The 26627-nt window shown below is 63.0% G+C and carries 18 protein-coding genes; 15 read left to right on the top strand and 3 right to left on the bottom strand.

Annotated elements, in window-relative coordinates:
* Nucleotides 1–79 precede the first annotated feature (79 nt).
* The 8 genes from FIV42_RS26300 to FIV42_RS26265 all read left to right on the top strand — a co-directional run bounded on the left by FIV42_RS26300 (nucleotide 80) and on the right by FIV42_RS26265 (nucleotide 11253).
* Complete coding sequence (locus FIV42_RS26300; RefSeq protein WP_141200571.1) at nucleotides 80–1099, top strand: AAA family ATPase; 1020 nt, start codon at nucleotides 80–82, stop codon at nucleotides 1097–1099.
* Nucleotides 1100–1203: 104 nt separating this feature from the next.
* A complete protein-coding gene (locus tag FIV42_RS26295; RefSeq protein WP_141200570.1) occupies nucleotides 1204–2088 on the top strand; it encodes a DUF58 domain-containing protein in 885 nt (294 codons plus the stop codon).
* Entirely contained in the window at nucleotides 2088–3974 is a 1887-nt protein-coding gene (locus FIV42_RS26290) for a vWA domain-containing protein (protein WP_141200569.1), read from the top strand. Before FIV42_RS26295 ends, FIV42_RS26290 begins: the two co-directional genes overlap by 1 nt.
* 8 nt (nucleotides 3975–3982) lie before the next feature.
* Complete coding sequence (locus FIV42_RS26285; protein ID WP_141200568.1) at nucleotides 3983–6706, top strand: VWA domain-containing protein; 2724 nt, start codon at nucleotides 3983–3985, stop codon at nucleotides 6704–6706.
* A gap of 164 nt (nucleotides 6707–6870) precedes the next feature.
* Nucleotides 6871–7974, top strand: coding sequence for a PKD domain-containing protein (locus FIV42_RS26280; protein ID WP_168210964.1), 1104 nt, complete (start codon nucleotides 6871–6873; stop codon nucleotides 7972–7974).
* Nucleotides 7975–8124: 150 nt separating this feature from the next.
* Nucleotides 8125–8922 (top strand): tetratricopeptide repeat protein, encoded by a 798-nt coding sequence (locus FIV42_RS26275; RefSeq protein WP_141200566.1) that lies wholly within the window; start codon nucleotides 8125–8127, stop codon nucleotides 8920–8922.
* Between the two features lie 14 nt (nucleotides 8923–8936).
* Nucleotides 8937–10688, top strand: coding sequence for a serine/threonine protein kinase (locus tag FIV42_RS26270; RefSeq protein WP_141200565.1), 1752 nt, complete (start codon nucleotides 8937–8939; stop codon nucleotides 10686–10688).
* A gap of 220 nt (nucleotides 10689–10908) precedes the next feature.
* Complete coding sequence (locus tag FIV42_RS26265; protein ID WP_141200564.1) at nucleotides 10909–11253, top strand: rhodanese-like domain-containing protein; 345 nt, start codon at nucleotides 10909–10911, stop codon at nucleotides 11251–11253.
* A gap of 198 nt (nucleotides 11254–11451) precedes the next feature.
* Here FIV42_RS26265 and FIV42_RS26255 read toward each other — a convergent pair whose 3' ends face one another.
* A complete protein-coding gene (locus FIV42_RS26255; RefSeq protein WP_141200562.1) occupies nucleotides 11452–12057 on the bottom strand; it encodes a hypothetical protein in 606 nt (201 codons plus the stop codon).
* 266 nt (nucleotides 12058–12323) lie between these two features.
* On the opposite strand from FIV42_RS26255, the gene FIV42_RS26250 reads away from it, so the two are divergent.
* Nucleotides 12324–12860: a DUF421 domain-containing protein gene (locus FIV42_RS26250; RefSeq protein WP_141200561.1), complete on the top strand. Its 537-nt coding sequence runs from the start codon at nucleotides 12324–12326 to the stop codon at nucleotides 12858–12860.
* A 209-nt stretch (nucleotides 12861–13069) separates the two neighbouring features.
* The gene (locus tag FIV42_RS26245; protein WP_168210963.1) at nucleotides 13070–18865 is read left to right on the top strand and encodes a tetratricopeptide repeat protein; all 5796 of its coding nucleotides are present in this window, start codon (nucleotides 13070–13072) and stop codon (nucleotides 18863–18865) included.
* 56 nt (nucleotides 18866–18921) lie between these two features.
* On the opposite strand, the gene hisG is transcribed toward FIV42_RS26245, so the two are convergent.
* Entirely contained in the window at nucleotides 18922–19650 is a 729-nt protein-coding gene (gene hisG, locus FIV42_RS26240) for an ATP phosphoribosyltransferase (protein WP_141200559.1), read from the bottom strand.
* Nucleotides 19647–20762 carry an ATP phosphoribosyltransferase regulatory subunit gene (locus FIV42_RS26235; RefSeq protein WP_281285754.1) on the bottom strand — a complete coding sequence of 372 codons (1116 nt, stop codon included), beginning with the start codon at nucleotides 20760–20762 and terminating at the stop codon, nucleotides 19647–19649. The genes hisG and FIV42_RS26235 overlap by 4 nt, the downstream gene beginning before the upstream one ends.
* Before the next feature lie 323 nt (nucleotides 20763–21085).
* On the opposite strand from FIV42_RS26235, the gene FIV42_RS26230 reads away from it, so the two are divergent.
* From FIV42_RS26230 to FIV42_RS26210, 5 genes are all read left to right on the top strand, one after another.
* A complete protein-coding gene (locus FIV42_RS26230; protein ID WP_141200557.1) occupies nucleotides 21086–21817 on the top strand; it encodes a ribonuclease HI in 732 nt (243 codons plus the stop codon).
* Between the two features lie 287 nt (nucleotides 21818–22104).
* Entirely contained in the window at nucleotides 22105–23097 is a 993-nt protein-coding gene (locus FIV42_RS26225) for an AAA family ATPase (RefSeq protein ID WP_141200556.1), read from the top strand.
* A 156-nt stretch (nucleotides 23098–23253) separates the two neighbouring features.
* Nucleotides 23254–24129, top strand: coding sequence for a DUF58 domain-containing protein (locus FIV42_RS26220; protein WP_141200555.1), 876 nt, complete (start codon nucleotides 23254–23256; stop codon nucleotides 24127–24129).
* 7 nt (nucleotides 24130–24136) lie between these two features.
* Nucleotides 24137–25573 (top strand): hypothetical protein, encoded by a 1437-nt coding sequence (locus FIV42_RS26215; RefSeq protein WP_141200554.1) that lies wholly within the window; start codon nucleotides 24137–24139, stop codon nucleotides 25571–25573.
* Entirely contained in the window at nucleotides 25570–26622 is a 1053-nt protein-coding gene (locus tag FIV42_RS26210; protein WP_141200553.1) for a VWA domain-containing protein, read from the top strand. Before FIV42_RS26215 ends, FIV42_RS26210 begins: the two co-directional genes overlap by 4 nt.
* The last annotated feature ends 5 nt before the right edge of the window (nucleotides 26623–26627 follow it).

Here is a 26627-nt window from a genome sequence, read left to right as displayed (position 1 = left end):
CTCTGAGGGGCGATGCCGACGAGCAAACGACGTCGGCCAACCAAGTTTCCAACCTCCCAAGCATCTGGAGTTTGAACGCATGGCAACTGAAGCACAGGCTGCAACTTCTGCCGAGATCGAAGAGAAGGTCGCCGCCTTCAAGCGCGACTGCGAGAAGATTCGCGACGAAGTCGGCAAGATGATCGTCGGCCACCGACCGATCATCGAAGGCGTCATCATCACGATGCTGTCGGGAGGAAACGTCCTTCTGGAGGGTGTGCCCGGTCTGGGCAAGACGATGCTCGTGCGCACGCTGGCCGACACACTCGGCCTGATGTTCTCGCGCATCCAGTTCACCCCCGACCTGATGCCCACCGATATCCTCGGCACCACGATGATCATCGAGGACGAGGACGGCCAGAAGCACTTCAAGTTCGAGAAGGGCCCTATCTTCGCCAACGTCGTACTCGCCGACGAGATCAACCGCGCCACGCCCAAGACGCAGGCGGCCATGCTCGAGGCGATGCAGGAAAAGAGCGTAACCATCGCCAAGAACACGATGAAGCTACAGGACCCGTTCTTCGTGCTCGCCACGCAGAACCCGCTGGAGATGGAGGGCACCTATCCCCTGCCCGAGGCGCAGCTCGACCGCTTTCTCTACAAGCTCAACATCGAGTTCCCGAACCTCGAAGAGCTCCACACGATCATGGACCGGACGACCCAGAAGTCGAACCCGGAGGTCGAGAAGGTCATCGGCCAGGAGCGCCTCGTCGAGATGAAGATGTTCGCCCGCCAGGTGCCGGTGGCGCGTCACGTTCAGGACTACGCGCTTCGCCTGTTGCAGGCCACGCACCCCGAGAACCCGGACACGCCCGAGATCACCAAGCGCTACGTGCGCTTCGGCTCCTCGCCGCGTGGCGCCCAGGCCATCTTGCTGTCAGCCAAGGTACGGGCCCTATTCGACGGACGCTTCAACGTCTCGTGCGACGACGTGCGCGCTTCGGCCGTACCCGCGCTTCGCCACCGCGTCATCCTCAACTTCGAGGGCGAGGCCGAAGGCGTGCAGACCGACGAGATCCTCGACGCGATCATCAAAAAAGTGCCGGAAAATCAGAAGTAGTTTACGCGGAGCGGGGCCTTGGCCCCAGCGTAGCCCTCGCCGGTGCAGCCCCAGGGCTTGCCCTGGGGTTTGACGGTCGATTTTCTCACGACGAGTGACAACGAGTGGCCAAGAACGACCAATTCGACGACGAGTTCCTCAAAAAGCTCGAGTACCTCTACATCATCTCCAAGAAGATCGTGGCCGGGAAGAACCAGGCGGAGCGCAAGACGCGCATCGTCGGCAGCGGCATCGAGTTCGCCGACCACCGCTCGTACTCCCCCGGCGACGATTTTCGCGGACTCGATTGGAAGGTGTACGCGCGCACCGAGAAGCTCTTCTTGCGGCTGTTCGAAGAGGAAGAAGATCTCTACATCTACTTCCTGCTCGACTGCAGTCGCTCGATGCTCCTGGGCGAGCCGACGAAGTGGGACTACGCCAAAAAGGTCGCCGCGGCGTTGGGTTATATCGGGCTGAGCAACCTCGACCGAGTGAGCATCATCCCCTTTTCGAGCAAGCTCGACGGCCGTCTTCCGCCCTCTCGCGGTAAGGCGCAGATCTACAAAATCTTCGACTTTCTGCGAAACCTCGAAGCAGGCGAGCACACCAGCCTCGAGGACGCGTTCTCGACCTTCGTCGCCCAGAACAAGCGCCGCGGTATCGCCGTGGTGTTGAGCGACTTCTACGACCCGCGCGGCTTCGAAGAGGGGCTGAACAAGCTTCGCTACCACAAGTTCGAGCCGATCGTGGTGCACGTATACGACGAGCGCGAGCTCAACCCGACGGTCCAAGGCGAGCTGCAACTGGTCGACGTCGAGACCGGTGACGTGCGCGAGATCACGCTCACTCCCGAGGTCGTCAAGGAGTACCGCCAGGCCTTCTACGAATTCAGCGAAGAGCTCGAAGAGTACTGCACCAAAAAGCAAGTGCTCTACTTTCGAACGCCGATCCAAGAGCCGTTTGACGAGCTCATCCTGCGGATCTTCCGAGCTGGAGGGTTCATCAAGTAATGCAATTTACCGGACTTCCCATCAGCACCATCTTGACCATCGCCGGCGTCGTCGCCGCCGGTGTGACGGTGCTGTATATCCTCAAGCTGCGAAAGCGGCGCATCCAGGTGCCGTTTTCGCACCTGTGGGGCCGCGTGCTCGAGAAGAAGCGGCGCCAGTCGGACTTCTGGCGTAAGTTTCGCCGCTTTTTGTCGTGGCTGCTGCATATCCTGATGGCCGCGCTCATCGCGTTCGCGCTCGCCGACCCGCACCTCGAAGAAGAAGAGGTGCGCGGCCGCCATATCCTGCTGTTGGTCGACAACTCGGCGAGCATGGCGGCGACCGACGTCAGCGGCGGCGCAGACCGCATGGACGTCGCGCGCCAGAAGGCCCTCGAGATCCTCGAGACGGTCGGCGCCGAAGACCGAATCATGCTGGTGGCGTTCAACGACCAGATCCAGCCGCTGAGCCCATTTGTGGCCGAGGCTTCGATCATCGAGCAGCCCCTGCGCCAGATCAAAACCACGGCGACGGGCACCTCGTACAAAGACGCGCTCGGCTTCGCCGCCGACTCGCTTCGCGACACCTCCAACGGCCACCTCGTACTCATCAGCGATGGCTCCGGGTTGAGTGAGGAGACCTTCGAAGAATTCGACTTCGGCGAAGGCACCAAGCTCACCCACCTGAAGATCGGCGAGAGTTCGGGCAACGTCGCCGTCACTGCGTTCAACGTGCGTCGCTACGTGGCCAACAAGCTCGACTACGAGCTCTTCGTGCAGGTCAAAAACTACTTCGACCGCGCCGTCGAGGCCGAACTGCAGATTCACGCCGACGGTCGCCTTGTCGACACCAAGCCCCTGTCACTGCAGCCCGGCGAGACGATGCAGCGCTTCTATCCGAGCCAGGCCGTCTCCGGCGAGAAACTCGAAGCGCGCGTACGGCTGACCAGCCGCGACGCTCGCGACGTCTTCCCGCTCGATGACCGCGCCTTCGCCATGCTGCCGTCCATCCGGAAAGTACGCGTGCTCGCCGTCTCTGACGGAAACCTCTTCTTGGAAGGCCCTCTCCTGCTCAACCCGAACCTCGAGGTCGAGCGCATCAAGCCGGACCAGTACACCCCGGATAGGTCGAAGGGCTTCGACGTCACCATCTTCGACAGCGTCGCCCCCGCTCTTCCCCAGGAAGGCAACTTCGTCTTCTTCGACCCGCCCGCCGAGGGCTCGCCGTGGGAGCAACGTGGCGATATCGACGATCCGATCATCACCGCGGTCAAAGACAGCCACCCGTTGATGCGCTGGATCACCCTCAAAGACCTCAATATCGGCGCGGCGACCTCGTGGCGCACGGGCCGGTGGGACTCGACGGTCGCCGCCTCATTCGGCAAGCCGCTCATCGTCACGCGCAAGCGCGACAACCTGAACCTGATCGGCGTGGCGTTCGACATTCGCAACAGCGACATGCCGCTGCGCGTGGCGTTTCCGGTCTTCATGATCAACGTCGTCGACTACTTCACCCTCGATGACGACAGCTATATCCCCAACTACACGACCGGTGATACGTGGGCGGTCGACGTCGCCAAGGGCGCCGACAAGGCCACGGTCACCACACCGACCGGCGAGCAGACCGAGGTGCCCGTCTACAACGGCCGCGCCGTCTTCAACGGTGATCAGACCGGCTTCTATACAGTCGCCACCGCCGACGAGACCAAGACCATCGCCGCCAACCTGTCCAACCTGCGCGAATCGCGCATCGCCCCGGGTGACTTGGAGTTGGGCAAGGCCAAAGTCGACCAAGACGCCGACAGCCTGATCTTCGAGCGCAACGAGCTGTGGATCTGGGCCATCTTGGCGCTCGTGTTGCTGCTCCTTATCGAATGGGCGACTTATAACCGCCGCGTCACGGTGTGAGAGAACCGATGATCATCGATCGCAAAAGACTGGCGGACGTCTTCTTCTGGCTGCTCCTGGTGGGGGCCTGGCTCGCGATGGGCTACGGCTTCTTCCAGTACATCGTCGAGCCGAGCCTCGACGTCATCGCCTTCGAGTTCCAGGGCCGCAACGTCGAAATCCTCGCCCCGCTCTTCTTCGGGGTGCTGCTGGTGCTGCCGCTGTTGTGGCTCATCCAGCGCTTCACGCTGAGCGACCTGCCCCGGCCGCAGCGCTGGCTCAACGTGCTCATGCGCTCGCTCTTCATCATCGCGCTCGTGGGCGCCTTGGTGCAGGTCGTGCTCACGAGCTTCGAGTCGCGCATCTCGACGATCTTTTTGGTCGACACATCGGCGTCGATTCCCGACTCCTCGCTCGACGAGGCGGTCGACTACATTAATGCCGCCCGCGGCGCCAAAGGCGAGCGCGACGAGGTGCAGGTCATCGCGTTTGCCAAGCATCCCTACAAGGTCGAAGTGCCCGAACAGGGGCCCCTAGAGGCGATTCCGCGGCCGGCCAACGAAAAAGACGGACTCTACACCGACGCAGCCGGCGCGCTGCGCATGGCTTACGGCCTCTTCCCGCAGGACCATATCAAGCGCGCGGTGATCATCTCGGACGGCAACGAGACGCGCGGCGACTTTTTGGCCGAAGCGCACCGCGCCGGTGCGTTCGGTATCCGGCTCTACAACAAAGAGACCGAAATCGAGGTGCGCCCCGAGGTCCTGATTCGTGACGTCGAGGTGCCCGACAAGATCAAGGTCGGCGCGCCGTTCAACCTGACGGCCAAGGTCTTCTCGAACCACGAGGACAAGGCGACCTTCGTCCTGTGGCAGAACGACTTCAAAGACGGAACCAAAGAGGTCGAGCTCGAGAAAGGCGTCAACGAGATCACCTTCAAGACCGTCGTCTCCGAGCCCGGCTTCAAAGAGTTCAAGCTCGAGATGAAGGTCGACGGCCAGGACCACTTCGAGGCGAATAACGACTTCGTCTACAGCACCAACGTGCGCGGCAAGCCGCGCGTGCTCTACATCGAGGGCGAAATGCGCGCTCGCCACTACCTGCAGCGCGCGCTGCGAAACGAGAATTTCGAGGTGGAGACGCGGGGCAAGTACGGTCTGCCCGACAGCCTCAAGGAGTTCGAGAGCTTCGATCTGGTGCTCATCTCGGACCTGCCGGCCACGCAGATGTCCGACCGGCAGATGGCCCTGCTCGACCGGTACACCAAAGAACTCGGCGGCGGCCTGATCATGGCCGGCGGCGAGTCGTCGTTCGGCCCGGGCGGCTACTACGGCACCGATATCGAAGAGATCTTACCGGTCGACTTCCAGCCCAAAAAGAAGCGCGAAACGCCGAGCCTGGCGCTGATGCTCGTCATCGACAAATCGGGTTCGATGAACGGCGAGCGCATCGAGCTGGCCAAAGAAGCGGCCAAGGCGACCGTCGAGATCTTGCAGAAGGACGACAAGGTCGGCGTCATCGCCTTCGACGGCGCGCCGCAGAAGCTCGTGCGTATGCAGAGCGCGGCGAACCGCGTGCGCATCACCAGCGACATCAGCCGGCTGCGGGCCAGCGGCGGCACCGACATCGCCGGCGGTCTCGAGGACGCCTACGAGCAGCTCGCGCTCACGCCGGCCAAGCTCAAGCACGTCATCTTGCTGACCGACGGGCACTCGCCGACCAAGAATATCTTCTCCGAGCTCCTGCCGGCGATGCGCATCGAGGGCATCACCGTGTCGACCATCTCGATCGGCTCACAGTCGGCCTCGACGCTGCTCAAGCGTATCGCCGAGGGTGGCTCGGGGCGCTACTATCACACCACCAACCCGTACAATATCCCGCGCATCTTCATGAAGGAGACCTCGACGGTCTCGCGTTCGTCGATGGTCGAGGAGCCGTTCCGCCCGAAGGTCGTCAAGCGCGCCCAGGTGCTCGACGGCATCCCGTGGGACCGCGCGCCCTACCTTTTGGGTTACGTCTCGACGCGCGCCAAGGACCGCGCCGAAGTGTTGATGGTCTCCGAATATGGCGAGCCGATTCTGGCGCGCTGGCGCCACGGGTTGGGCAAGGTCGTCGCGTTCACCTCCGACTTGAAGAACCGCTGGGCGGTCCAGTGGGTGCGCTGGCCGGGCTACTCGAAGTTCTGGGCGCAGCTCATCCGCGACACGATGCGCACCGACGACCGCATGAACCTGGCGATGCGCACCTCCGTCAAGCAGGGAAAGGCGCATATCGTGGTCGACGCGGTCGGGCTGGACGACCGGTTCATCAACAACCTGAAGTCGACCGTCATGTTGCGCTCGCCGTCGGGCAAAAAGAAGAATATCGAGCTCGAGCAGACCGCCGCCGGCCGCTACGAAGCCGAAATCCCGCTCGACGAGTACGGCTCGTACAGCCTCAAGGCCAAGCACGACAAAGACGGCGACACCATTGGAGTCAGCCTCGGCAGCATCTCGTACCCTTACCCGCGCGAGTACCTGTTCCTCGAGCCCAACCGCGAGGTATTGCAACGCTCGGCGGACATCGCCCGCGGTGGCACCAACCCGGAAGTGGCGACGCTCTTCGACCCGATGGGCGAAGAGGTCAAATACCGCAAGGAACTGTGGCCCTTCTTCTTGATGGCCGCGCTCGGCTTCTTGCTCCTCGACCTCGCGCTTCGACGCATCAGATTGTGGGGCAGCACTGAGCTGCAGTGGGATCAGTTCTTCAAGTAGCCGACCCTGTCTACCCGACACGCCGCGCGCAGCGCCCCCTGCGCGCCGGCCATCCCCTTTTGCCTCATTTTTGAATTCTGCGCCCTTCCCTTCGTCTACTGATCGCAGAAACGAGTTCGGTTATGCTGTGGGTAGACCTTTGCTCCTGATGGATGGGCCTGAAGATGAGAAGTTTGAATTGGATCGGCGTTGCTTTCGTGACCCTCGTCGCCTCGGGGGCTGCACTTTCGGGGTGCACCGAGCCCAAAGGTGAAATTGCCGGTTGCTCGAGTGATGACCAGTGCAAGGGCGTGCGTGTGTGCAGCCCTCAAGGAGAGTGTGTCTCGCCGCTCGCGCTGGAAGATGCGGGCACCGACTCGGGAACCAACCCGGGCGAAGACGCAGGCACATCCGACGCCTACACCGCGGATGCATCGAGGCCCGACGCCGACCTGCCTCCCGAAGATGCAGGAGAAGACACCTCCACAGGCGACTGCAACAATGCACTGACCGCGGTGGCCACCATCGAGAGCGGTGGCAACAGCAGTCCGAACGCGATCACCATCGAACCGGGTGCGAACGTCACCCTCGATGCGAATGCAAGCACAGGGGATATCTCTCGTTACGAATGGAGTTTCATCGACTTTCCATACGCCTCGAACCTGCGCCACCTCAAACCCAACCTCAACGCCTCCGGACGCGGCGCCTCATTTGTGGCGAGCACCCTGGGCACCTACGTGATGGAGTTGACGGTTTTCGATTCGGCGAACATGCCGGGGTGCGACACAGCTCGCGTCGAAGCGACCGTAGCGACCGATGCCGAGATCTACGTCGAATTGGTCTGGGATACGCCTGGCGACACCGACCAACTCGACGGCGACGGCGCCGACATGGACCTGCATTACAAACACCCCGACGGTGAGTGGGGCTACGAACCGCTGGACATCTTTTGGTACAACCCGACCGCCGACTGGGGCATCGAGCGAAACCCGCGCGATGATCCCGAGTTGATTCGCGACGATGAAGACGGCGCCGGCCCCGAGTCGATTGCCCACCCGCAGGCCGAGCGACTGAAATACGCCGTCGGCGTCTACTACTACGACGACTACGGCTTCGGCCCCAGTGATGCGACCGTCCGGGTCTATATCGACGGGGCGCTGGCCCACGAGGTGGCCGGTGAGCGCCTCGAAGGCGCAGACATGTTCTACGAAGCGGTCACCATCGACGCGGCCACAGGGTCCGTGAGCGTCGACGACAAGCACTACGACGGCTACCCGCCGACCAACTAACCTCCTGCTCCCGGCGCCGCCGCCCCACGGCGCGCCGGGAGTGTGTGACATTCTCGCCACTCGTCGCCGACCTTCTGGACGCCTGCGGTTGCAAAGGGTATCATCGCTCAACAAGTGTACTGGTGATTCACTCGAGCATTTAAAGCCGCAATGAGATACGCCGTCTGTGCCATGCTGGCCGCCACAGTTGCCCTCGCGGGGACGCCCGGGCTCGTCTACGCCCAACAACCCGCCGAGATGAGTGACGAGGAGCGCGCCCGCCAGGTCGAGCAACTCGCCGCCCAGGGCGCCCAAGCCTACCGATCCGGCGATTACGCCAAGGCCATCGAGTTGTTCGAGAAGGCTTATGCGCTCGAGCCGGTGCCCAACCTGCTCTACAACATCGCCAAGTGCCACGAGAAACAGGAAGACTACGAGCAAGCGGTCGACTTCTATCAGAAGTTCGCCGTCGCTCCGGATGTCGACAGCAAAGCGCGCCAGGCCGCACTCGATCGGGTCGAGAGCCTGCGCGAGATTGCGAACCTGCAGAAAGATACCGAGAAGGGTTCTGACCAGCAGGCGAACAACGGCAACCAACAAAACCAACAAGTCGAGCCGGCCGAGCCGGTCGTCGAAAGGGACAACTCCGCGGCGGTCTGGACGATGGTCGGCGGCGGCGCCCTTTTGGCCACCGGAGCCGTCGTCGGACTGGCCGTGGCCAAACCGAAGGCCGACGAGGTCAAAACCGGCGAGACTTACGCTCAGCGCAAGGCCGCACGTGACGACGCGCAGACCTACGCGCTCGTCGCCGACGGCCTGTTGGTCTCCGGCGCCGTAGTCACCGGCATCGGGCTGTACTTGTACTTCTCGGGCAGCGAGTCCGAACCGAAACAGACGGCCTCCAAGGCAGTGGTTACGCCCTGGGTCACCTCCAGCTCGGCCGGATTGGGCATGAGCCTCGACTTTTGATGACGCCCCGCTAAATGGCAGCTTCCCGCGAACATCGCCAGCGGCTCTACGAGCAAATGGTCGGCCAGAATATCGCCGGCCGATTCGAGATCACCAGCCTGCTCGGCTTTGGTGGCATGGGAGCGGTCTATCAAGCCGTGCAGCGCAATATGCAGCGCGACGTGGCGCTCAAAGTCATCCCTTCTCACGACCCGACCACCAGCGCGCGCTTCAAGCGCGAGGCGCTGACCATCAGCAAGCTGCACCACCCCAACACGGTCACCGTCTTCGATTACGGTGAGACCGACCAGGGGCTGTTGTTTTTGGCCATGGAGATGCTCTCGGGCCAGACGCTGTCCGACCTGATCGAGCAGCACGGGCCGATGTCGCCCAACCAGGCGGTTCATATCGCCTCGCAGGTGTGCCGTTCGCTCAACGAGGCGCACCAGAGCGATATCGTCCACCGCGACATCAAGCCGGACAACATCTTTCTGATCGAGGTCGACAACGACCCCAACTTCGTCAAAGTGCTCGATTTTGGCATCGCCAAGATCGTGCGCGGCGAGGATAACGTCGAGCTGACGGGCACCGGTCGCATCATCGGCACGCCCAAATATATGTCGCCCGAGCAGATTCTGGCCGAGCCGGTCGACCATCGAAGCGACATTTACAGCCTGGCGTGCATCGTCTTCGAGATGCTGTGCGGCAGTCCGCCTTTCCAAGACAGCAGCACCACCAAGCTGATGCTCGCCCACGCCCACCAGGCGCCGCCGACCTTCTCGGAGCGCCTGCCCAACCAAGCACTGTCGCGCATCCCCGGGCCGCTCGAGCAGGTGGTGCGTCGCGCCTTGTCCAAATCGCCGGCGCAGCGCCAGCCATCGATCGATGCGTTCCGCGAAGAGCTCCAGGAGGCGCTCGAGGCGACCGACCACGAGTTGCGCATCTCGGAGTTGACCGCGCAGACCCAAACCGGCCAGTCGCCCACGCAGATGCACCCGGCGGCGACGGCTACCGCCACCGGAGCAAACGACGCGCTGACCGACTCGAGTGATCTGCTCGCCCAGCACTCCTCGCAGACGTTGTCCAAGCTCAAGCCGCCGACCAGCGGCCACCAGTCGGCCCCCACGGCGGTCAACGAATCGGAAGATACATCGGGTAGCTCGCTCAAGGCGCCGCTCGTGGCGCTGGGCGTCGTGCTGTTGCTTCTGGGCGGGCTGGGCGCCTACATGGCCTTTGGGCCGAAACAAGAAGACGCCGGACAAGCCGAACAAGCCGACGCTGCGGAGGCAGGAGCACAAGTCGCCGCCGCCGAGACTCAGCAGCCCGAAATGCACTTTGAGGAAGCGACGGCCGGCGCCGAGAAGGAAGCTGAGCCGGCCACGGTCAAGATCGAGGTGGTCACCGAGCCGGGCAGCGCCCACGTGTTCGACGAAGGTGTGCTGGTGGGCAAGACCCCGCTCAAGCTCGACGTCGAGCCCGGCACCACCCTGGCCTACGAATTCGAGCGCCCCGGCTTCCTGCCCCAAAAGGCGACGTTCACCGTCGAGGCCAACGATCCTTCGCCGCGCTTCGAAGTCATTCTCGAGAAGAAGCGCGAGAAAACGCAACCCCGCCGCCCCGAACGCACGCGCGTGTCGACCAAGCCTCCCAAAAAGGACAAGAAGACGGCCGCCAAGCCGGACGAGTCCGCCGAGGCCGATAAGGAGCAGGAAAAAGACGTGCGCCCCAACGTCTTCAAGCTCGAGGACGACAAACCCAACGCCAACGTCGAGATGCTCGACGATTGACCCGCCCGCAAGCCCCCTGTCGCGGCGTCCAAATCCCGGCTCACTTCCCCCGCTTGCCAAACGAGCGACGATCGTTATATTGCGCCCGTCGTGACGAACCGCGTCCACAGCTCTCCGCGTCGATTTCGCGGAGCGCCTGAATCTGGGCAGGGAGAACCAGTAGCAGCGGTGGACAAACTTGAGGCGCCATTGGTTGCCCTGCCCAACTAAGAGGATTCTTATGGCAAGATTGATGTCGAGTACTGAGTTGAAAGAGCGCATGGACGGCGACGAGGAGTTTATCCTGGTCGACGTGAACGCACCGGAAGATTTCATCAAAGAGCACATTCCGGGTGCGCGCAACATCCCCCTGTCCAACCTGGCTGAGCAGGTCAAGCAGGAGCTTAGCAAGAACCAGCGCATCGTCGTCTACGGCAAGAACCACGACGACGAGTCTTCCAACCGTGCTTCCGACGTTCTCGAAGGCATGGGCTACCGCAAAGTGGCCGACTTCGACGGCGGAATCTACGCCTGGAAGCGTGCCGGCTTTCTGACGGAAGGCGAAGAGGCTGAGATTCTCGGCTAACGCCTCGGCGAAGCAAAAGAGCCAAAGAGCGAACAAGCAAAAGAGCTTGAAGCCAAGGCTCGAAACGAAAGGGCCCGGCGAGTCACTCACGACTCACCGGGCCCTTTCGCTTTTCTACTCTTTTACTCTTTTACTCTTTTACTCTTTTACTCTTTTACTCTTTCGCTCTTTTACTTTTTTACTCTTTTACTCTTTCGCTCAGTCCTCGACGGAGACTTCGGCGCGATACAGTTGGACGTCGCCCTCGGTCTCGTAGAGCACCGTGGAGTACTCGCTGCCCGGCGCTTCGTCGGCTTCGGCCCAATCCTCGACGACCTCTTCGGCCTTCTCGGCGGTACGCAGCGCGATGACGCTGGCCGACTCTTGCTCGCGATCGTAACGCACGACCACGTGCACCGTCTCGTCGGTGATGTCCGACGCCTGCAGGTAAGCACCGCCTTCGATGGGCTCGAGCTCGAGCAGGTCGACGATCTCTTCGCGACCGTCGTCGAGGTGGCGCACCACCACGGCTTCGTCGTCGGCCTTGGCCACGATGACGACTTCCTTGGCGGGATAGCCCTTGTCGTTGACCTTGCCGCGATGCTCGGGATCTGCGCCCAACAGGTAGATGCGGTGCGGAGCGATACCGCGCGCCTCGAGCAGCCGGTGCAGCCGATCGTTCTCCTCAATCATGTCGAGGTAGGTCTCGGCGTCGCGCAGATTCGTCGTTCGGAAGACGACCTCGCCCTCCTCATTGAGAATCTTACAGTGACGGCTGCCACGATCGATGGTCAGTCCCTTGTAGCTCTTTTCTTCTTCACCCACGCTAAAAACCTCTTCTTGTTGCGGATCGGGGGAAAACTTCGACGGCTGATCTTTAGAGCACACCCTCGTGGGTTGTAAAGAGCCCACAGGGCATTCCGGAGTGATGGAAGGTGGCAACTCCGGTTTGCGGCGATTCAACATGAGCCTCTCTAGTAACATTCCTCGCGCGCTCTGGCCACTTTTGACCTCAAACAGCTTCGTACGCACATTTGGAGGCATGCTCGGATATTGAACCAACCGACGCCCCTTCTGCGCACTAGGCAGCCATGGACTGGTTTCACACGCTCATCGGCCAAAGCTCGTCGACCATCGAATGGTGGCAGATGACCATCCGCGCCATGCTCGTCTTGGTCTTTGCGGTGGCTTATATCCGCATCGGCGGCGCGCGCATGTTTGGCAAGCATACGGTGCTCGACATTGTGTTGGGCGTGGTCCTGGGGTCGAACTTCAGTCGCGCGCTGACCGGCAACGCCCCGTTCATCCCCACGATGATCGCATCGGCCGCGCTTGTGGCTGCCCACTACGGCTTGGCCCGCGTGGCGCGTCACGTCCAGATCGTCGAGAACCTCGTCAAAGGCCGACGCACCAAATTGGGACATGACGGCGAACTCTTTGCCGACAAGATGCGCGAGACGGGGGTGAGTGAAGAGGACATCGAGGAGGCGATGCGCTCGTACGCCACCGAGCCCGACTTCAGCAAGATTAAAGAAGCCTACCTGGAGCGAAGCGGCGCGATCACGATCATCATGTACGAAGACGAGGAAGAAGAGGCAGAAGACGAAGAGCAGGAGCAAGAGCATTAACCGAGCGCGGCGACGTTTGCCGCGCGCGCCCCTCCGACGGTACAGTGTTCGTCGCAGCGGCGGGAACATTCGCGCCGCCCGTCGACATTCTATTGTGTAGCGACGACATCACCTTCCAGATCAAAGGTTCGCCCGGGATGGTTGAAAATACGGACGCACGGGCTGATTTGCCCACGGACAGCCCACGACGCGCTGGCCCCGCCCGTTCATTGCGCATTTTGGTCGCAGCTTTGCTGCTGGCGGCCACCGGTTGTCAGACGCCCTACGAGACCGGTCTGTCTCGGTACGCCCAGGGCCAATACACCGAGGCGAAACAGCACGCCCAGGAGGGGCTTCGCCAGGAGCCCGACGACCCCGAGCTCAACCTGCTCATGGCGCAAACTCTGGTCGCCCAGGAAGAGTACCGCAGAGCCGAGCCCTACGCGGTCAAGGCGTTCGAGTCCGGCGAGGACCCGAGCGAGGCCGGGCGCACCCTCGGCAAGATTCACTGGGAGCTGGGGCGTCCGATCAAGGCGGTCACCGCGTGGAAGGCGGCGCGCGAAGATGATCCGGAGAGTGTCGGCGACACCGACTTCCAACGCGCGCTCGAGGCTGCGATCGCCACGGCGATGACGCTGCAGCAATTCGAGGACGCGCTCGACCTGCGCCAGCAGCTCGCCGAAATCGACCCGGAGCATCCCGAGGTCAAGCAAGAGGCGCTGCGCGTCAACCGCGAGCGCCTCGCTCAGGCCTACCAACGAAACGGCGAGTACGAGGAAGCGGTCGAGATCTACGCCGAGTTGAGCGAGGCGTTTCCCGACCGCAGCACCTATGCGATGGCCCGCGGCCGCCTGCTGCTCCAGCTCGAACGCTACGACAAAGCCATTGAGGCCTTCGAAGCGTACGTGGCCGGCGCCGACGAGGCCGCCCGTGCCGATCGCATGCTCGAGGTGGCGCGCCGCGCCGAGCGCACGAAGGCCCGTAAGGTCTCGGTGCACTTCTACGACGCCGCGCTCGAGGCGATGGCCGGCCAGGCGAGTTTTCGGCGCGCTAAGCTCAACCTGACACTGGCGGCGCTGTACTTCGACCAAGAAGAGGTCGACAAGGCCAAGGAGCATATCGACCGGTACCTGGGCGACATGACCCAGCTTCGCGGTCTGCCGCTGAGCGCCGAGGTCTATATCACCGCCGCCGACACCGCGGCGGACAACGGCCAACATTCCTACGCCATCGACCTGTTGGAGCAGGCCCTCGAAAAGGCGCCACCAAGTTGGAATCTTGCGAGCAAGCTCGCCGCGCTCTACGCGCGCCGGGCACGCTCCGGAGAGATGGAGCGCGTGCTCAAGACCTACGTGGAGCGCGCCGGCGGCACCTCCGACGCCAAGCTCCAGGTAGCCCGCTGGGCCCTCAACCGGCGTAATTACGAGCTCGCGCAGCACTTCTTCGAGCGGGCCGTCGAACACGACGACGTCGAGGCCGGCACCTGGCTGGAGTTGGCGCGCGTCTATTCGACCGTCGGCCAGATCGACAAGCTCGAGACGGCGCTCAAGACCTACATCAAGAACTACGAGCACGACCGCTACGAGTTGTTGGACGCCGCGTCGATGTACCAGAAGCACCGCCTTTACGAGGCAGCCGAGGAGGTGCTCCTCGATGCTCGCAAAGACGACCCCAAGAGCCTGGTCGTGGTCGACCGGCTCTCGCAGCTCTACAACGAGTGGGGAAAGCCGAGCAAAGTCCACGACTACTATGAAAAGTGGATTCAAGCGCGCGGCGGCACCGCCGAGGACTACCAACTCGTCGGCGAGCGCTTCTCGCGCCAGGCGCGGCCCAACGAGGCCCTGCCCTACTTGGAGAAGGCTGCCAAGAAAGGCTCACATCACGCTTGGCTGCAGATGGCTGACGTCTACAGCCGTCAGCGCCGCGACATCGACATGAAGCAGGCGCTCGAGAAGTATCTCGAGGCGGCTCCGAACACCGCCTCCACCCTGAGCTCGGTGCTCTCGCGGTATCGCAGCGCGGGCATGAACACCGAGGCCATCGATATCCTCGAGCAGCTCATCGCGCTCGAGCCGGGCGTACTGTCGCACTACCAGCGGCTGAGCCGCTTTTACTTCGAGCAAGGACGCGAGCAGGACGCCGTCGACCTGTGGACGAAGTACCTCGAGCAGTCCGACCGCCCCATGGAGACCCTCGAGACGATCTCTGAGTGGTTCCAGCGTCGCAGCCAGCCCCAGTGGATTCTGACGATCTATCGGCGCCTGCTCGAGAACGGCGAAGCCGACCCTCACTTGTACCGTCTGGTGGGCGACACCTATCTGACGATGGCGCAGCGCCGCGGACGCTATATGGGGAGCCAGCAGCAAGTGTCGCTGAGTGACCCGAAAAAGCAGGCCCGTCGCTTCTACGAGCTCTACCTCGAAAAAGCCTCGCCCAGCCGCACTGAACTCATCGACTTCGCCTCGTCGATGAGCCAGCAGAAGATGTGGGACATTGCCGCGCGCGTCTACGCCAAGCTCACCGAGGGTGAAGTCGGCGGAAGCCAACTCTGGCTCAAGTACGGCGGCGTGCTGTTGAACCTCGGCCGTGCCGAAGAAGCCGAGAAGCTCTTCGCGACCTATTACGAGGAGCGAGGTAAGAACGTCGAGGACGCGCGCGTCGTCGCCGATGCACTCTTCGACGCCAATCGCTACGACTCCGCCGAGCCGTACCTGCAAAAGATGTTCGCCTCCGAGCGGCCCAACTACGTGCAGGGCGCGTTCCGCCGGCTCGCCGAGTTGTATCGGGCGACCGAGCGCTCCGACAAAATCGACTCGCTGATCACCACCTTTCTCCAGCGCGCCCAGAACCCGACCAAGGCGCGCCAAGAGGTGTTGGCGGTGCTCCAAGACGCGGGCATGTACGCCAAGGCCGCCGAGCAGATCGAGCGCATCCGCGCCTTCCAGGGCGACGTGATGGGCTTCCAATTGGCCGAGAACCTCTATCGCGCCGGCAAATTCGACAAAGCGCAGGCAGCGTTCGCGACCTATGCCAACGACAATGCCTATCCGGGCGACGCCTGGGTCACGGTCGGTGATTTCTACGCGCGCCACGGCTCGGGCGAGCTCGCCGGTAAAGCCTATGACAAGGCGGTCACCGCTGCGGCGGACAACGCCAAGACGCATCAGGCCCGCGGCCAATTCTTGATTTTGCAGGGCAAGGTGGAAGAGGGTCGAAAGGCCCTCGATCTCGCGCGAAAGAAGATGGCACCGGTCCAACGTGAGGACGCCTATGAGCTCGAGGTCAAGACGCTGCTGGAGGCGGGACGCTACGCCGAAGGCCGCGACCTCGCCGAGGAGGCGCTCAAGACCGCCGGCCGGCACAAGGACTACTTTCAGCGAGTCGTCTTCGACTACGCGCTGGTGACCCAGCCACGCGAAAAGGCCCAGCGCACGATCCAAGAGCTCATCAAGTCGAGCGTGAACCTGCGCGACAAGGTGGACATGCTCGCGCGCAACGGGTTCCGCGAGGCGGCCGCCAAGCTCCTCGAGGACGAGGTCACCAAGGGCGACTACTACACCGCCAGCCGCATCATCCAGGAGCGCAGCGACCTGCTGACCACTCTGGGCGGCTTCGAGCGGCTCGAAAAGGCGATGAAGCCGATGATCGAGCGCCCGCACGAGGGCGCCAGGCAGCAGGCCCAGATCGGCGAGTATCTCATCAGCCAGGGCGAGTACCAGAAAGGCATCCCCTACCTGCGCTCGGCCATCGCCAAGGGCCAGATCGACTTTCGAGCGAGCCTGGCGCACGCCTACGCGGCGATGGGCTACCATCAGGAGGCCGTCCGGGTTTACCAGAAGCTGCTCGAGACGGTGGGCACAGCCGACCTGACCTCGACGCTGCGCCAAATCGGCGCGCAATACGAGGTGCACGGCCAGCAAGAGCAATACCTTCGCCTGCTTCGTCTCTTGATGAGCGACGGGCGCTATACCGCCGACGCTGCCCCGCTGTTGGCCGAGTTGCTCGCCGAGCGCGGCCGCCTCGACGAGGCCGCCAACGTCATCTACGAGACGACTTCGCAGTCGCAACCCGAACGCGACGCAGAGGCTTCGATCAAACTCGTCGTCGACGCCGGCCGCGACGAGGACATCGACACGGTCGTGCGCACTCTCGAAGCCCTCGCCGGCGAAGGATATGTCGAAGAAGCGCGGGGATTCATCAGTCAGCTCTCCGGCGAGCTACGCGAAGACTCGCGGGTCCAAGAGTTGGGGCTCAAGCTGGCCGTCGCCCGCTCGAAGGAGAGCGCGGCCGACGAGGCGAAGGCGGCGGTGGCCGATTTCGGCCTGTCTCAAGAGGACAACGACCGACGCCTGCAGATCGCCGAGCTGGTCCAGCGCCACGGGCTGTACGACCTGGCTGACGAACTCGCGCGCAAGGGACTCGAGAACCCCGACCGCTCGGTGCACGCACGCACGGCGACCTTCTTGCTCAGAAATGCCGTCGCCGCCAACGACGAGCAGCGCATCGACGAGTTGGCCAAGTTGTACGTCGAGGACGCTCAGGACAAAGTTTCCGCCAAGGCGGCGCTCGCCGAACAGTTCCGACAGCTCGGCCTCGACGACCGCGCCGTGGCCACGGCCGTATCACTGGCCAACTCGATGCCCACGCGCCAGAACGTCTCCGCCGCCCTGCTCATCGCGCAAGCAGCGGGCGACAAGGAGCAGCTCGAAGCGATGGCCGACCTCTATATGCGCGTCGGGCGCGAGCCTCTCAGCTACATTCACAGTCTGATCACGCGCTGGAAGGGCCAGCAGGCCTCCGAGCTCACGCGCCCCATCTTGAACCACTATGAGTCGGTCTATCCGGTGGTTTATGACATGCGCATGAACGACATTGTGGTGGCCTACCGAGCCGGCGACGTCGAAGCGGCGCGCGAGAAGCTCGACGAGGCGCTCGAATTCGTCGCTTACGATCCGTATGCAGTGTACCGGTTGGCCTGGCATCTCAACCGCGCCGGGCTATTCGTGGAGACGGCCCGTTACCTCGCCCCGAAGCTCGACGGTCGCACCGTCGCGCCGCAGACCCATCTGCTGCTCGGCCTGGCGAGTCGCGAGCTCGACTTCACCGAGGAGGCGGACAAGAGCTTTAGCGCGTACATGGAGGCGAGCTCCGACGAAGCGGTCGCCGCTACGAACGTCGCCCAGGAATTGCTCGAGCGTAAGTTCACCGACGACGCGCTTCGCTACGCCGACCTGGCGGTCCAGAAATCGCCGGAGCGCCCCGAACCGTTCTTCTTCCGAGGCGCCGCACGACTGCGCAAAGGCGAAACAAAGGCGGCCAAACGCGACCTCGACAAGTCCATCGGAGCCGGCGTCAACCGCACCTACGGGCTGTACCACGCCGCCTACAACGCCCTGAAGGCCGGCGAAGATGCCGTGGCCACCGGGTACCTGGAGCAGCTCGCCAAGACGCCGTCGCCGCGCGATCCCGAGACTCCGCTGCGCCTGGTCATCCAATGCTTTGTCGACGCCGAGCGCGCCGAGGCAGGCATCAATTTCGTCGAAGAGCGATTCCCGATGCTCGCCGCCGGTACCGGCATCTTGGGCGAAGCCCTGGTACCGCAGATGTCCGGCCTCTACGAAGCCGCCGGCGACCACGAGCGTGCTTATGAGCTCTACGAGTCAGCGCTCGACGAGTTCCTGGTCAAAAGCCCCACCCACCAGTCGGTGGCGGTCTACATGAACAATCTGGCCTACACCTTCTCGACGACCAACGCCCAGCTCGAGCGCGGCTTCGACTACGTGCGCCGGGCCATCGCGACCGGGCGCGGGCGCAATCCGAGCTACCTCGACACGCTCGGCTGGCTCCATTACCGAAACGGTGACCTCGGCCAGGCCGAAACCTACGTGCGACGCTCGCTTCGGACCGCCAACGGCGGACAGAGCGAACTGACCGAGCTCGTCGAGCACCTCGCCGAGATCGAGCGCGCGCAGGGCAACGACCGTGAGGCGTTGTGGTTGGAGGTATCGTTGGAGGATTTCAAATAAGCGCGAGGCTTCGCGGGGGGCGCGTGCTCGCACTCATTCGCAGTCGGCCGGCGGACTCAATTGGCCAGGTCGAACTCGGTGGTATCCGGCCGCTCGAACTCTTCGCCGTCGAACGGAATCTCGATCTTGGCAGGCGTCGGCGGCTGATGCGTCTCGAGCGCGTCGATGAGCGCGCGGATCGTCTGGCGACGTCTCGAGCCGCAGGCGCGGTTGACGATGAGCTTGAGCGAGGCGTGGCCGAGCGCCTCGACGGCGCGGAATCCCTGCTTGACCATCATGTCGGGCTCGACGAGGCGGTCGACGTAGCCGTCGGCCAATCCCAACAAACATGCAGTCACGCTGTCGGCCACCGGCACGACGTTGACCGACATGCCGCGTGAGGCGAAGACCTCGCGGGTGAAGTTGGGCAGCGGCGTGGCGATGCGGATCAGCGGGCGGGCCGACAACGAGGCGATCGTCTCGCCTTTGGGTGCGGCCAACACCAACGGGTATTTGCCAAACGGAAACGAGAAGGGGCGCCAGACTTGGATGCCGTTTTCGCGGATCAGATCGGTGCTCATCACGCCGATATGCGCGATGCCGTGCTCGACGTAGGTGCCCACGTCGGCCGAGTCGATGCAGAAAACTTCGACGTCGTATTCGCCGCTCAACGGATTATCGAGGCGATGCAGCCCGGGGCCGATCGGCTGGGGCAACTCGAAGCCGCAGGCGCGAAAGTGCGCGCAGATGGCTTCGAGTTCTTCGCTTTTGGGCAGCGCGATTCTGAGTGGTTGGGTCTGGTTCATCGACTACTCTCGGGCCTGCTGACAATTCGTGTCGGCTTGTCTCTGCGACGCCGCTCCAGCGCCACGTGTAATCCTTTGATGGGGTCGGACGGGTCCACATAAATCGCGTCACCACCGTCGAAACGCCGCCCACTGCTGGGGCTCGACGAATGCAAAAACTCGACGATGGTCTCGAGCGAGAACGAGAATCCGACCGCGGGCGTGTCGGCGCCGAAGCGCCCGACGAGATCGTCGTAGCGCCCTCCCCTTCCCAACTCGCGGCCGACGCCCTCGGCAACAACATTGAAGCCTAGGCCGGTATAATAACTCGCGCCCCCCAGTTCACCCAAGTCGAGTCTGACGTGCTCGCCGTAGCCCAAATCTTCGATGGAGCGCTCGAGCGCCTTGAGGTAGTCGAGGCGTTCGAGGACTTTGACGTGGGTCGACATCAGGCTGCGAATCGCCTCGAGTTGCTCGGTGCCGTCGACCAATTCGGCGAGCACCGCCACGGCCTCGACGTACATCTCGCGGGCGCCCAGCCCAGTGAGGATCTCGCGCACGGCGTCGGGGTCTCGCGCGATGATGGCGCGGCGCACCTCCTCGCGGATGCGACCGGGCGCGCCGGTGGCGTTGAGCAACAGCTTGGCGGTGCGGTGGTCGGCCACGTTGATCTGATAGTGTTCGAGGCCGAGCTCTTCGAGGACCTCGAGGGCAATGAGGAGCACTTCGACGTCGGCGACCAAGCCGCGCGCGCCGATGAGCTCGATGCCCAACTGGTTACTCTCGAGCTGCTCGCCGGTCAGCGACCGCTCGATGCGCACCACGTTATTGGCGTAGCTCAACCGCAGCGGCAGCGGAGTTCCCTGCAACTGATAGGCGTAGACCTTGGCTACAGCCGGGGTGATGTCGGGCTGGAGGACCATCAGGTTGCCGGTGCGATCGACGAAGCGAAAGCTTCGGGCGATTTGGCGCTCGTCGAGCCCCTCTTTGAGGGAATCGAAATAGTCCAAGATGGGGACCTGGATCTCACGATAGCCCCACCCCGCAAAGACGTGCATCGCCTGGGAGGTGACTTGTCGGCGCAAACTTACGGACCGGTCGAGTGCCGGTGTTAGGTGCTGATGCTCTACCACGAAGGAACTCCCCGTCGACTGCTACTCAAAGTGGGCTTGGGTTATCGCTCCTGAACGAGCCCTGTCAATCTTCAACACGATCCGGTGTTCGTCGACCGGGCCGAGACGGCTCGCGCAGAGTCGCAGCGGTGCTACCAAACACACGCCCATCACCTGGCGCTCCATGCCTCATACGCAACACAGGTGGAACACCTGTGTGGGCGTGCATATTCCAAGCGATCGGCGCCCCCTGCGCTGGTGCGCGAGGGCTACACATTTCGGGATCGATTGTGCTATGGCTCCCAGCGGACAAGACAACGTTGCATCAACTCTGGAGGCGGCTCGTGCCGTGGGATCGTAGATATTTCAAGGGCAGCAAGGTTTATGTCGAAGTCGACGAAGACGGTGAACTCGTCGTCGACGGCGGGCGCGTGCAGATGAAGTACAGCCCCGGCGAAGACGCCAAGGTCTACCGCGCCGGCGTGCGCAATGTCTCCGGCCCGCTCGACGAAGACGGCAAGCCCCAGCCGAGTAAGGCCGGCAAAAAGAGCAAAAAGAGTTCCGGATCGAAGAAATCGACGGGAACAAAAGCGACCCAACATCAAATACAACCTACCGAAGCTGCGAAGGTGTCGACGGAGGTTCCCGACGAGTTGATCTCCTATCCTCCCCCGGAGGACGGTGTCGTCGAGGTCTACACCGATGGCGCCTGCAGCGGGAACCCGGGCCCCTGTGGCTACGGGCTGCTGATGCGCGACGGCGACAGCTACCGCGAGATCAACCAGTACCTGGGCACCGGGACCAACAACATCGCCGAGCTGACCGCCATCAAGGTCGCCCTGGAGAACGTCGAGGACAAGAGCCGCCCGGTGCGCATCTACACCGACAGCTCCTACTCCATCGGCGTGCTCACCAAGGGATGGAAGGCGAAGGCGAACCGTGAATTGATCTTAGGGATCCGCGATCTGTTGAGCGAATTCGACGACGTCAAACTCATCAAGGTCAAAGGCCACGCCGGCCACCCGCTCAACGAGCGCGCGGACGATCTGGCTACCTCGACTCTGGACGGCATTTAACGGCGACTCTCGATGGCGATCGGTCCCTGCAAGGTGTCGACGCGTTGAACACCAGTGGCAAATCGACGCGTTCTTGGTTCTTGGTTTTTGGTTCTTGAAGTTCGGCGTTGGAAGCTCGGTCGCTAGCGGATGATTTTTGGCAACCACTGCCGTTTAACTCGATACCGTAGCTGCCCGGCAGAGATGTCCAACTCGCAAGGACCAAGAACCAAGAACCAAGAACATACGATGACGGTCGATCACTCGACCGCTCGAAACTAACCTCGGACGTTCGAACGAAGCGAAAAATGACAACCGAAGTCGGACATTTGAATGAGATGATTCGCGAGCGCAGCGCGTTCGTCGACGATATGCGTCACGAACTCGAGCGCGTGGTCGTCGGCCAAAAGTACATGGTCGAGCGACTCCTGATTGGTCTGCTCACCGGCGGCCACGTCCTTCTCGAGGGCGTGCCCGGCCTGGCGAAGACGCTGACGGTCAAGTCGCTGTCGCAGTGTGTCGACCTCGACTTCCAGCGCATCCAGTTCACCCCCGACCTGCTGCCGGCCGACCTCATCGGCACGATGATCTACGACCAGCAGACCCGCGAGTTCGTCCCACGTAAGGGCCCCGTGTTCACCAACGTGCTCCTGGCCGACGAGATCAACCGCGCGCCAGCCAAGGTGCAGTCGGCGCTGCTCGAGGCGATGCAGGAACACCAGGTCACCATCGGCGAGACGTCCTACAAGATGCCGCCGCCCTTTTTGGTGCTGGCGACCCAAAACCCCATCGAGCAAGAGGGCACCTACCCCTTGCCCGAGGCGCAGGTCGACCGCTTCATGCTCATGATCCGGGTGGGCTACCCGACCCGCGAAGAGGAGCGGCTCATCATGGACCGCGTCACCGAGCGCACCATGCCCGAGGCGCTCGAGGCGGTCGCCACCCCCGAGCAGATTCTGGCGTCGCAAAAGGCGGTGCGCGAGATCTACATCGACGACAAGCTCAAGGATTATATCGTCGACATCATCTTCGCCACGCGTAACCCCGAGGAGCACGGCCTGGGCGAGCTCAAGGACTTCATCGAGTTCGGCGCCAGCCCGCGCGCGACTATCTACCTGAACCTGGCCGCCAAGGCCCACGCGTTCATCAGGCGCCGCGGCTACGTCACCCCCGAGGACATCAAGGCCATCGCCTACGACGTCTTGCGCCACCGCGTCATCTTGACGTTTGCCGCCGAGGCCGAAGAGTACACCTCCGAGCGAGTCATCGAGCAGATTCTGGAGACCATCGAAGTCCCGTGAAGCAGCAAATGAGCTAATGAGCTAATGAGCTAAAGAGCTAAAGAGCTAAACAGCAGATGAGTCGACCAACGAAAACCAGAAGAAAGCGAGTCGCTTTTGCTCTTTTGCTCTTTCGCTCTTTTACTTGTTCGCTCTCAGTCTGACGCAGTGGAGTTCATGTTACGAAAAGAACTCATCAAAGCCGTCAAGCACCTCGAGCTGGTCGCCCGCCGCGCGGTCAACGACCAGCTCGCCGGTCAGTACCAGAGCGTCTTCAAAGGGCGCGGGATGGACTTTACCGACGTGCGCGAGTACCAGCCCGGTGACGATATTCGCGTCATCGACTGGAACGTGTCGGCGCGGATGAACGACCTGTATATCAAGCAGTTCGTCGAGGAGCGCGAGCTGACCGTGCTGCTTCTGGTCGACGCCTCCGGCAGCCAGACCTTCGGCACCTACAACCGGCGCAAGCAGGAGACGGCCGCCGAGCTCGCCGCGCTCATCGCCTTTAGCGCCATCAAGAACAACGACCGCGTCGGCCTGATCACGTTCACCGACCAGATCGAGGCGTTTATCCCGCCCAAGAAGGGCCGAAAGCACGTGCTGCGCGTGATCACCGAGATCCTCGACTTCACCCCCGAGCGCAGCGGCACCGACATCCCCGCCGCGCTCGAGTACCTGAGTCGGATCACCAGCAAGCGCGCGCTGACCTTCGTGATCAGCGACTTTCAGGACACCGACTTCGAGACGAGCCTGAGCATCGCCAACCGGCGCCACGAGATCATCCCGCTGGTCCTCGAGGACCCGATGGAGACCGAGCTTCCGGACATGGGGCTGGTGCCCTTCGAGGACCCGGAGACCGGCGAGATCTTCACCGTCGACACCTCGTCCAAACGGGTGCGCTCGGAGTTTCGAAGCGAGGCGCTGCGGCGCAAGAAGCAGCTCGTGCGCACCTTCCGCAAGCACAAAGTCGACCATATCCCGATTCGCACCGACGCCAGCCACATCGAGCCTCTGGTGCAGTACTTTCGGACCCGCTCCAAACGGTACTGATGCGATGATGTTACGCACACGATTGGGACACACGTTATTGGCAACCTGCGCGGTCGCGCTGCTCGCGCTGGGCGCGGCGCCGACCTCCGCCGAGCCCGACGCCGGCGCGCCGGTGGCCGCCAAGACCAACCCGGAGGCCGCGGGCGAGTCGGACACGCCCGACGCGGTCGACGCCAAGCTCACCCAGCGCTTCGAAGCCCCCGAACAAGCACGCGTCGGCCAACGCCTCGAGCTGCAGCTCGACGTCGAGCACCCCGCCGGGGCCAGCGTCCACCTGCCCGACGCCTTCGGCAACCCGCGCTGGGAGCTCGCCGACACCCGTCGCGACACCGTCAAGGGCGACGCCGCGGGCGCCGACAAGACCACGCTGACCCTCGACTTCCAGATCTTTCGGCCCGGCTCGACCACCCTGCCCTCGTTTCCGGTCACCGTGATGACCTCCGAGGGCGCCTCGACCCAATTGGCCACCGAGCCCATCGAGGCCAAGGTCGTGTCGGTGCTTCCGGCCGACAAAACCCCGGACATGAAGCCGCACCGCGCCCCCGTGGCCGTGTGGACCGACGACTACACGCTCGCCTGGGTGGGCGGCGGCCTGCTCACCGCGCTTCTGGCCGCCGGGCTGACGTTTGTGTTCGCGCGTCGCCGCGAAGAAGAGGTCGGCCCGCCGCCGCGCCCGGCGCATATCGTGGCCCTCGAAAAGCTCAGCGCCCTGACCACCGACGACCTGCTCGATCGCGGCGAGTACATGCTCTACTACGTGCGCATGTCCGAGGCGGTGCGCGAGTACTTGGGGCGCCGCTACGGGTTCCGAGGCACCGAGCTGACCACCACCGAGATCCTCGACCACCTCGAGCGCGTCGAGTGGCCGGCGGGCCTGTCGCACGAAGACGTGCGCGAATGGCTGCTCCACTGCGACCTGATCAAGTTCAGCGGCGTCATCCCGGCGCGCGAGCGCGCCGAGCAGGCGCTCCGGCGAGGCTTCTCGATCGTCGAGTTGACCCGCCCGAGAGACGAGGCCCCCGACGGCGAGGCCGAGTCCGAAGAATCGGGATCGCCAGAATCGGAATTGCCAGAATCGGAATCACTAGAACAGCCGCCGCCCTCGGAATCTGAGAAACGGGACGCCGAGATCGAGCCCCGACAACCGGATTCGGAGGATGAGAAGTCGAGATCATCGGATGATCTCGCCGCTTCGCAGCCGGAATCGCCGGATCGAGAGAAGATCTCGCAGAATCCGAACGTGGGAGCCGAAAACACCCGACGATCACGCGAGATCAAAACCTGGGAAGGCGAGATCGGCGACCGTTCGGACGACTCCAAACCCGTCGAAGACGAGGACAACGGACGCTCCGAGGACGTCAAAACTCTAGAAGACGAAGACAACGGACGTCCTGACCAGAACACTGCGAAAACGCCGAATACATCCGACGGAGGCGAAGCATGAGCCTCGAATTCGCGTACCCGTGGGTGTTGGCCCTCCTCCTGGTCGTCCCGCTCTTGGCGGCGTGGCGTTTTATGCCGCGTTTTCGCCGCAAGAATGTCGGCACCTTCGTGTTCTCGCGGGCGGCGACCTTCAAGAAGCTCAACCGCGGCTGGCGGCGCTATCTCGAGCCGGTGCCCGACCTGCTCGTGCTCATCGCCATCACGCTGATGGTCGTCGCGCTGGCCCGCCCGCAGGCCGTCGAGGCCGAAGAGGTCGAGGTCGAGGGCATCGACATCTACCTCGCCCTCGACATGTCGGGCTCGATGCAGGCCATCGACAAAGACATGTCCGAGGTCGAGGCGATGGAGGCGCGCGGCGACAAGCCCAAGAGTCGCTTCGAGTCGGCCGTCGACGTGCTCCAGGAGTTTATCGGCTCGCGCAAATACGACCGCATCGGCATGGTCGTGTTCGCCAAGAACGCCTTTTTGCAGTTCCCGCTCACCCTCGATTACAACACCATCGACGGGATGCTCGACCGGCTCAAGCTGGGCGACATCGACCCGGGCGGCACCGCCATCGGCAACGCGGTGGGCCGCGCGGTCGCCGGGCTCAAGGACAGCGACACCAAGACCAAGATCTTGATCCTGATCACCGACGGCGACCGGCGCGGCGGTAATATCTCGCCGATGCAGGCCGCCCAGATCGCCAAAGACCTCGACGTCAAAGTCTTCCCCATTCTGGTGGGCAAAGACGGCCCCACGCTGGTGCCCGTGCGGGTGCCGAGCTTCTTCGGGGTCAAAAACACGTATCGACAGCAGAAGTTCCCGATCAACCCGGAGCTGCTCGAGAAGATCGCCGACAAGACCGACGGCGAGTTCTATCGGGCCACCGACGCCAAAGGTCTCGAAGAGCGCATCCACACGATCCTGGACCGCTTCGAGCGCACGCGCATCAAGGACGCCTCCAACGTCGACAAACAAGAGCTGTTCCGCCCGTTCGTCATCTGGGCGCTGGTGCTGCTCGCCGCGCAGATGACCCTTCGGTACACACTGCTTCGCAAGTTTCCGTGAACACG

The sequence above is a fragment of the Persicimonas caeni genome (assembly GCF_006517175.1).
In the GTDB taxonomy this organism is placed as follows: Bacteria; Myxococcota_A; Bradymonadia; order Bradymonadales; family Bradymonadaceae; genus Persicimonas; species Persicimonas caeni.
This window is presented reverse-complemented; position numbering and strand designations above follow the sequence as displayed.

Bases quoted from the DNA above. Each gene is read 5' to 3' on its own strand.
- FIV42_RS26270 (WP_141200565.1), top strand. From the start codon at position 8,937: ATGGCAGCTTCCCGCGAACATCGCCAGCGGCTCTACGAGCAAATGGTC.
- hisG (WP_141200559.1), bottom strand. From the start codon at position 19,650: ATGAACCAGACCCAACCACTCAGAATCGCGCTGCCCAAAAGCGAAGAA.
- FIV42_RS26210 (WP_141200553.1), top strand. From the start codon at position 25,570: ATGAGCCTCGAATTCGCGTACCCGTGGGTGTTGGCCCTCCTCCTGGTC.
- FIV42_RS26250 (WP_141200561.1), top strand. From the start codon at position 12,324: ATGGACTGGTTTCACACGCTCATCGGCCAAAGCTCGTCGACCATCGAA.
- FIV42_RS26265 (WP_141200564.1), top strand. From the start codon at position 10,909: ATGGCAAGATTGATGTCGAGTACTGAGTTGAAAGAGCGCATGGACGGC.
- FIV42_RS26220 (WP_141200555.1), top strand. From the start codon at position 23,254: ATGTTACGAAAAGAACTCATCAAAGCCGTCAAGCACCTCGAGCTGGTC.
- FIV42_RS26215 (WP_141200554.1), top strand. From the start codon at position 24,137: ATGTTACGCACACGATTGGGACACACGTTATTGGCAACCTGCGCGGTC.
- FIV42_RS26225 (WP_141200556.1), top strand. From the start codon at position 22,105: ATGACAACCGAAGTCGGACATTTGAATGAGATGATTCGCGAGCGCAGC.
- FIV42_RS26280 (WP_168210964.1), top strand. From the start codon at position 6,871: ATGAGAAGTTTGAATTGGATCGGCGTTGCTTTCGTGACCCTCGTCGCC.
- FIV42_RS26275 (WP_141200566.1), top strand. From the start codon at position 8,125: ATGAGATACGCCGTCTGTGCCATGCTGGCCGCCACAGTTGCCCTCGCG.
- FIV42_RS26285 (WP_141200568.1), top strand. From the start codon at position 3,983: ATGATCATCGATCGCAAAAGACTGGCGGACGTCTTCTTCTGGCTGCTC.
- FIV42_RS26300 (WP_141200571.1), top strand. From the start codon at position 80: ATGGCAACTGAAGCACAGGCTGCAACTTCTGCCGAGATCGAAGAGAAG.
- FIV42_RS26290 (WP_141200569.1), top strand. From the start codon at position 2,088: ATGCAATTTACCGGACTTCCCATCAGCACCATCTTGACCATCGCCGGC.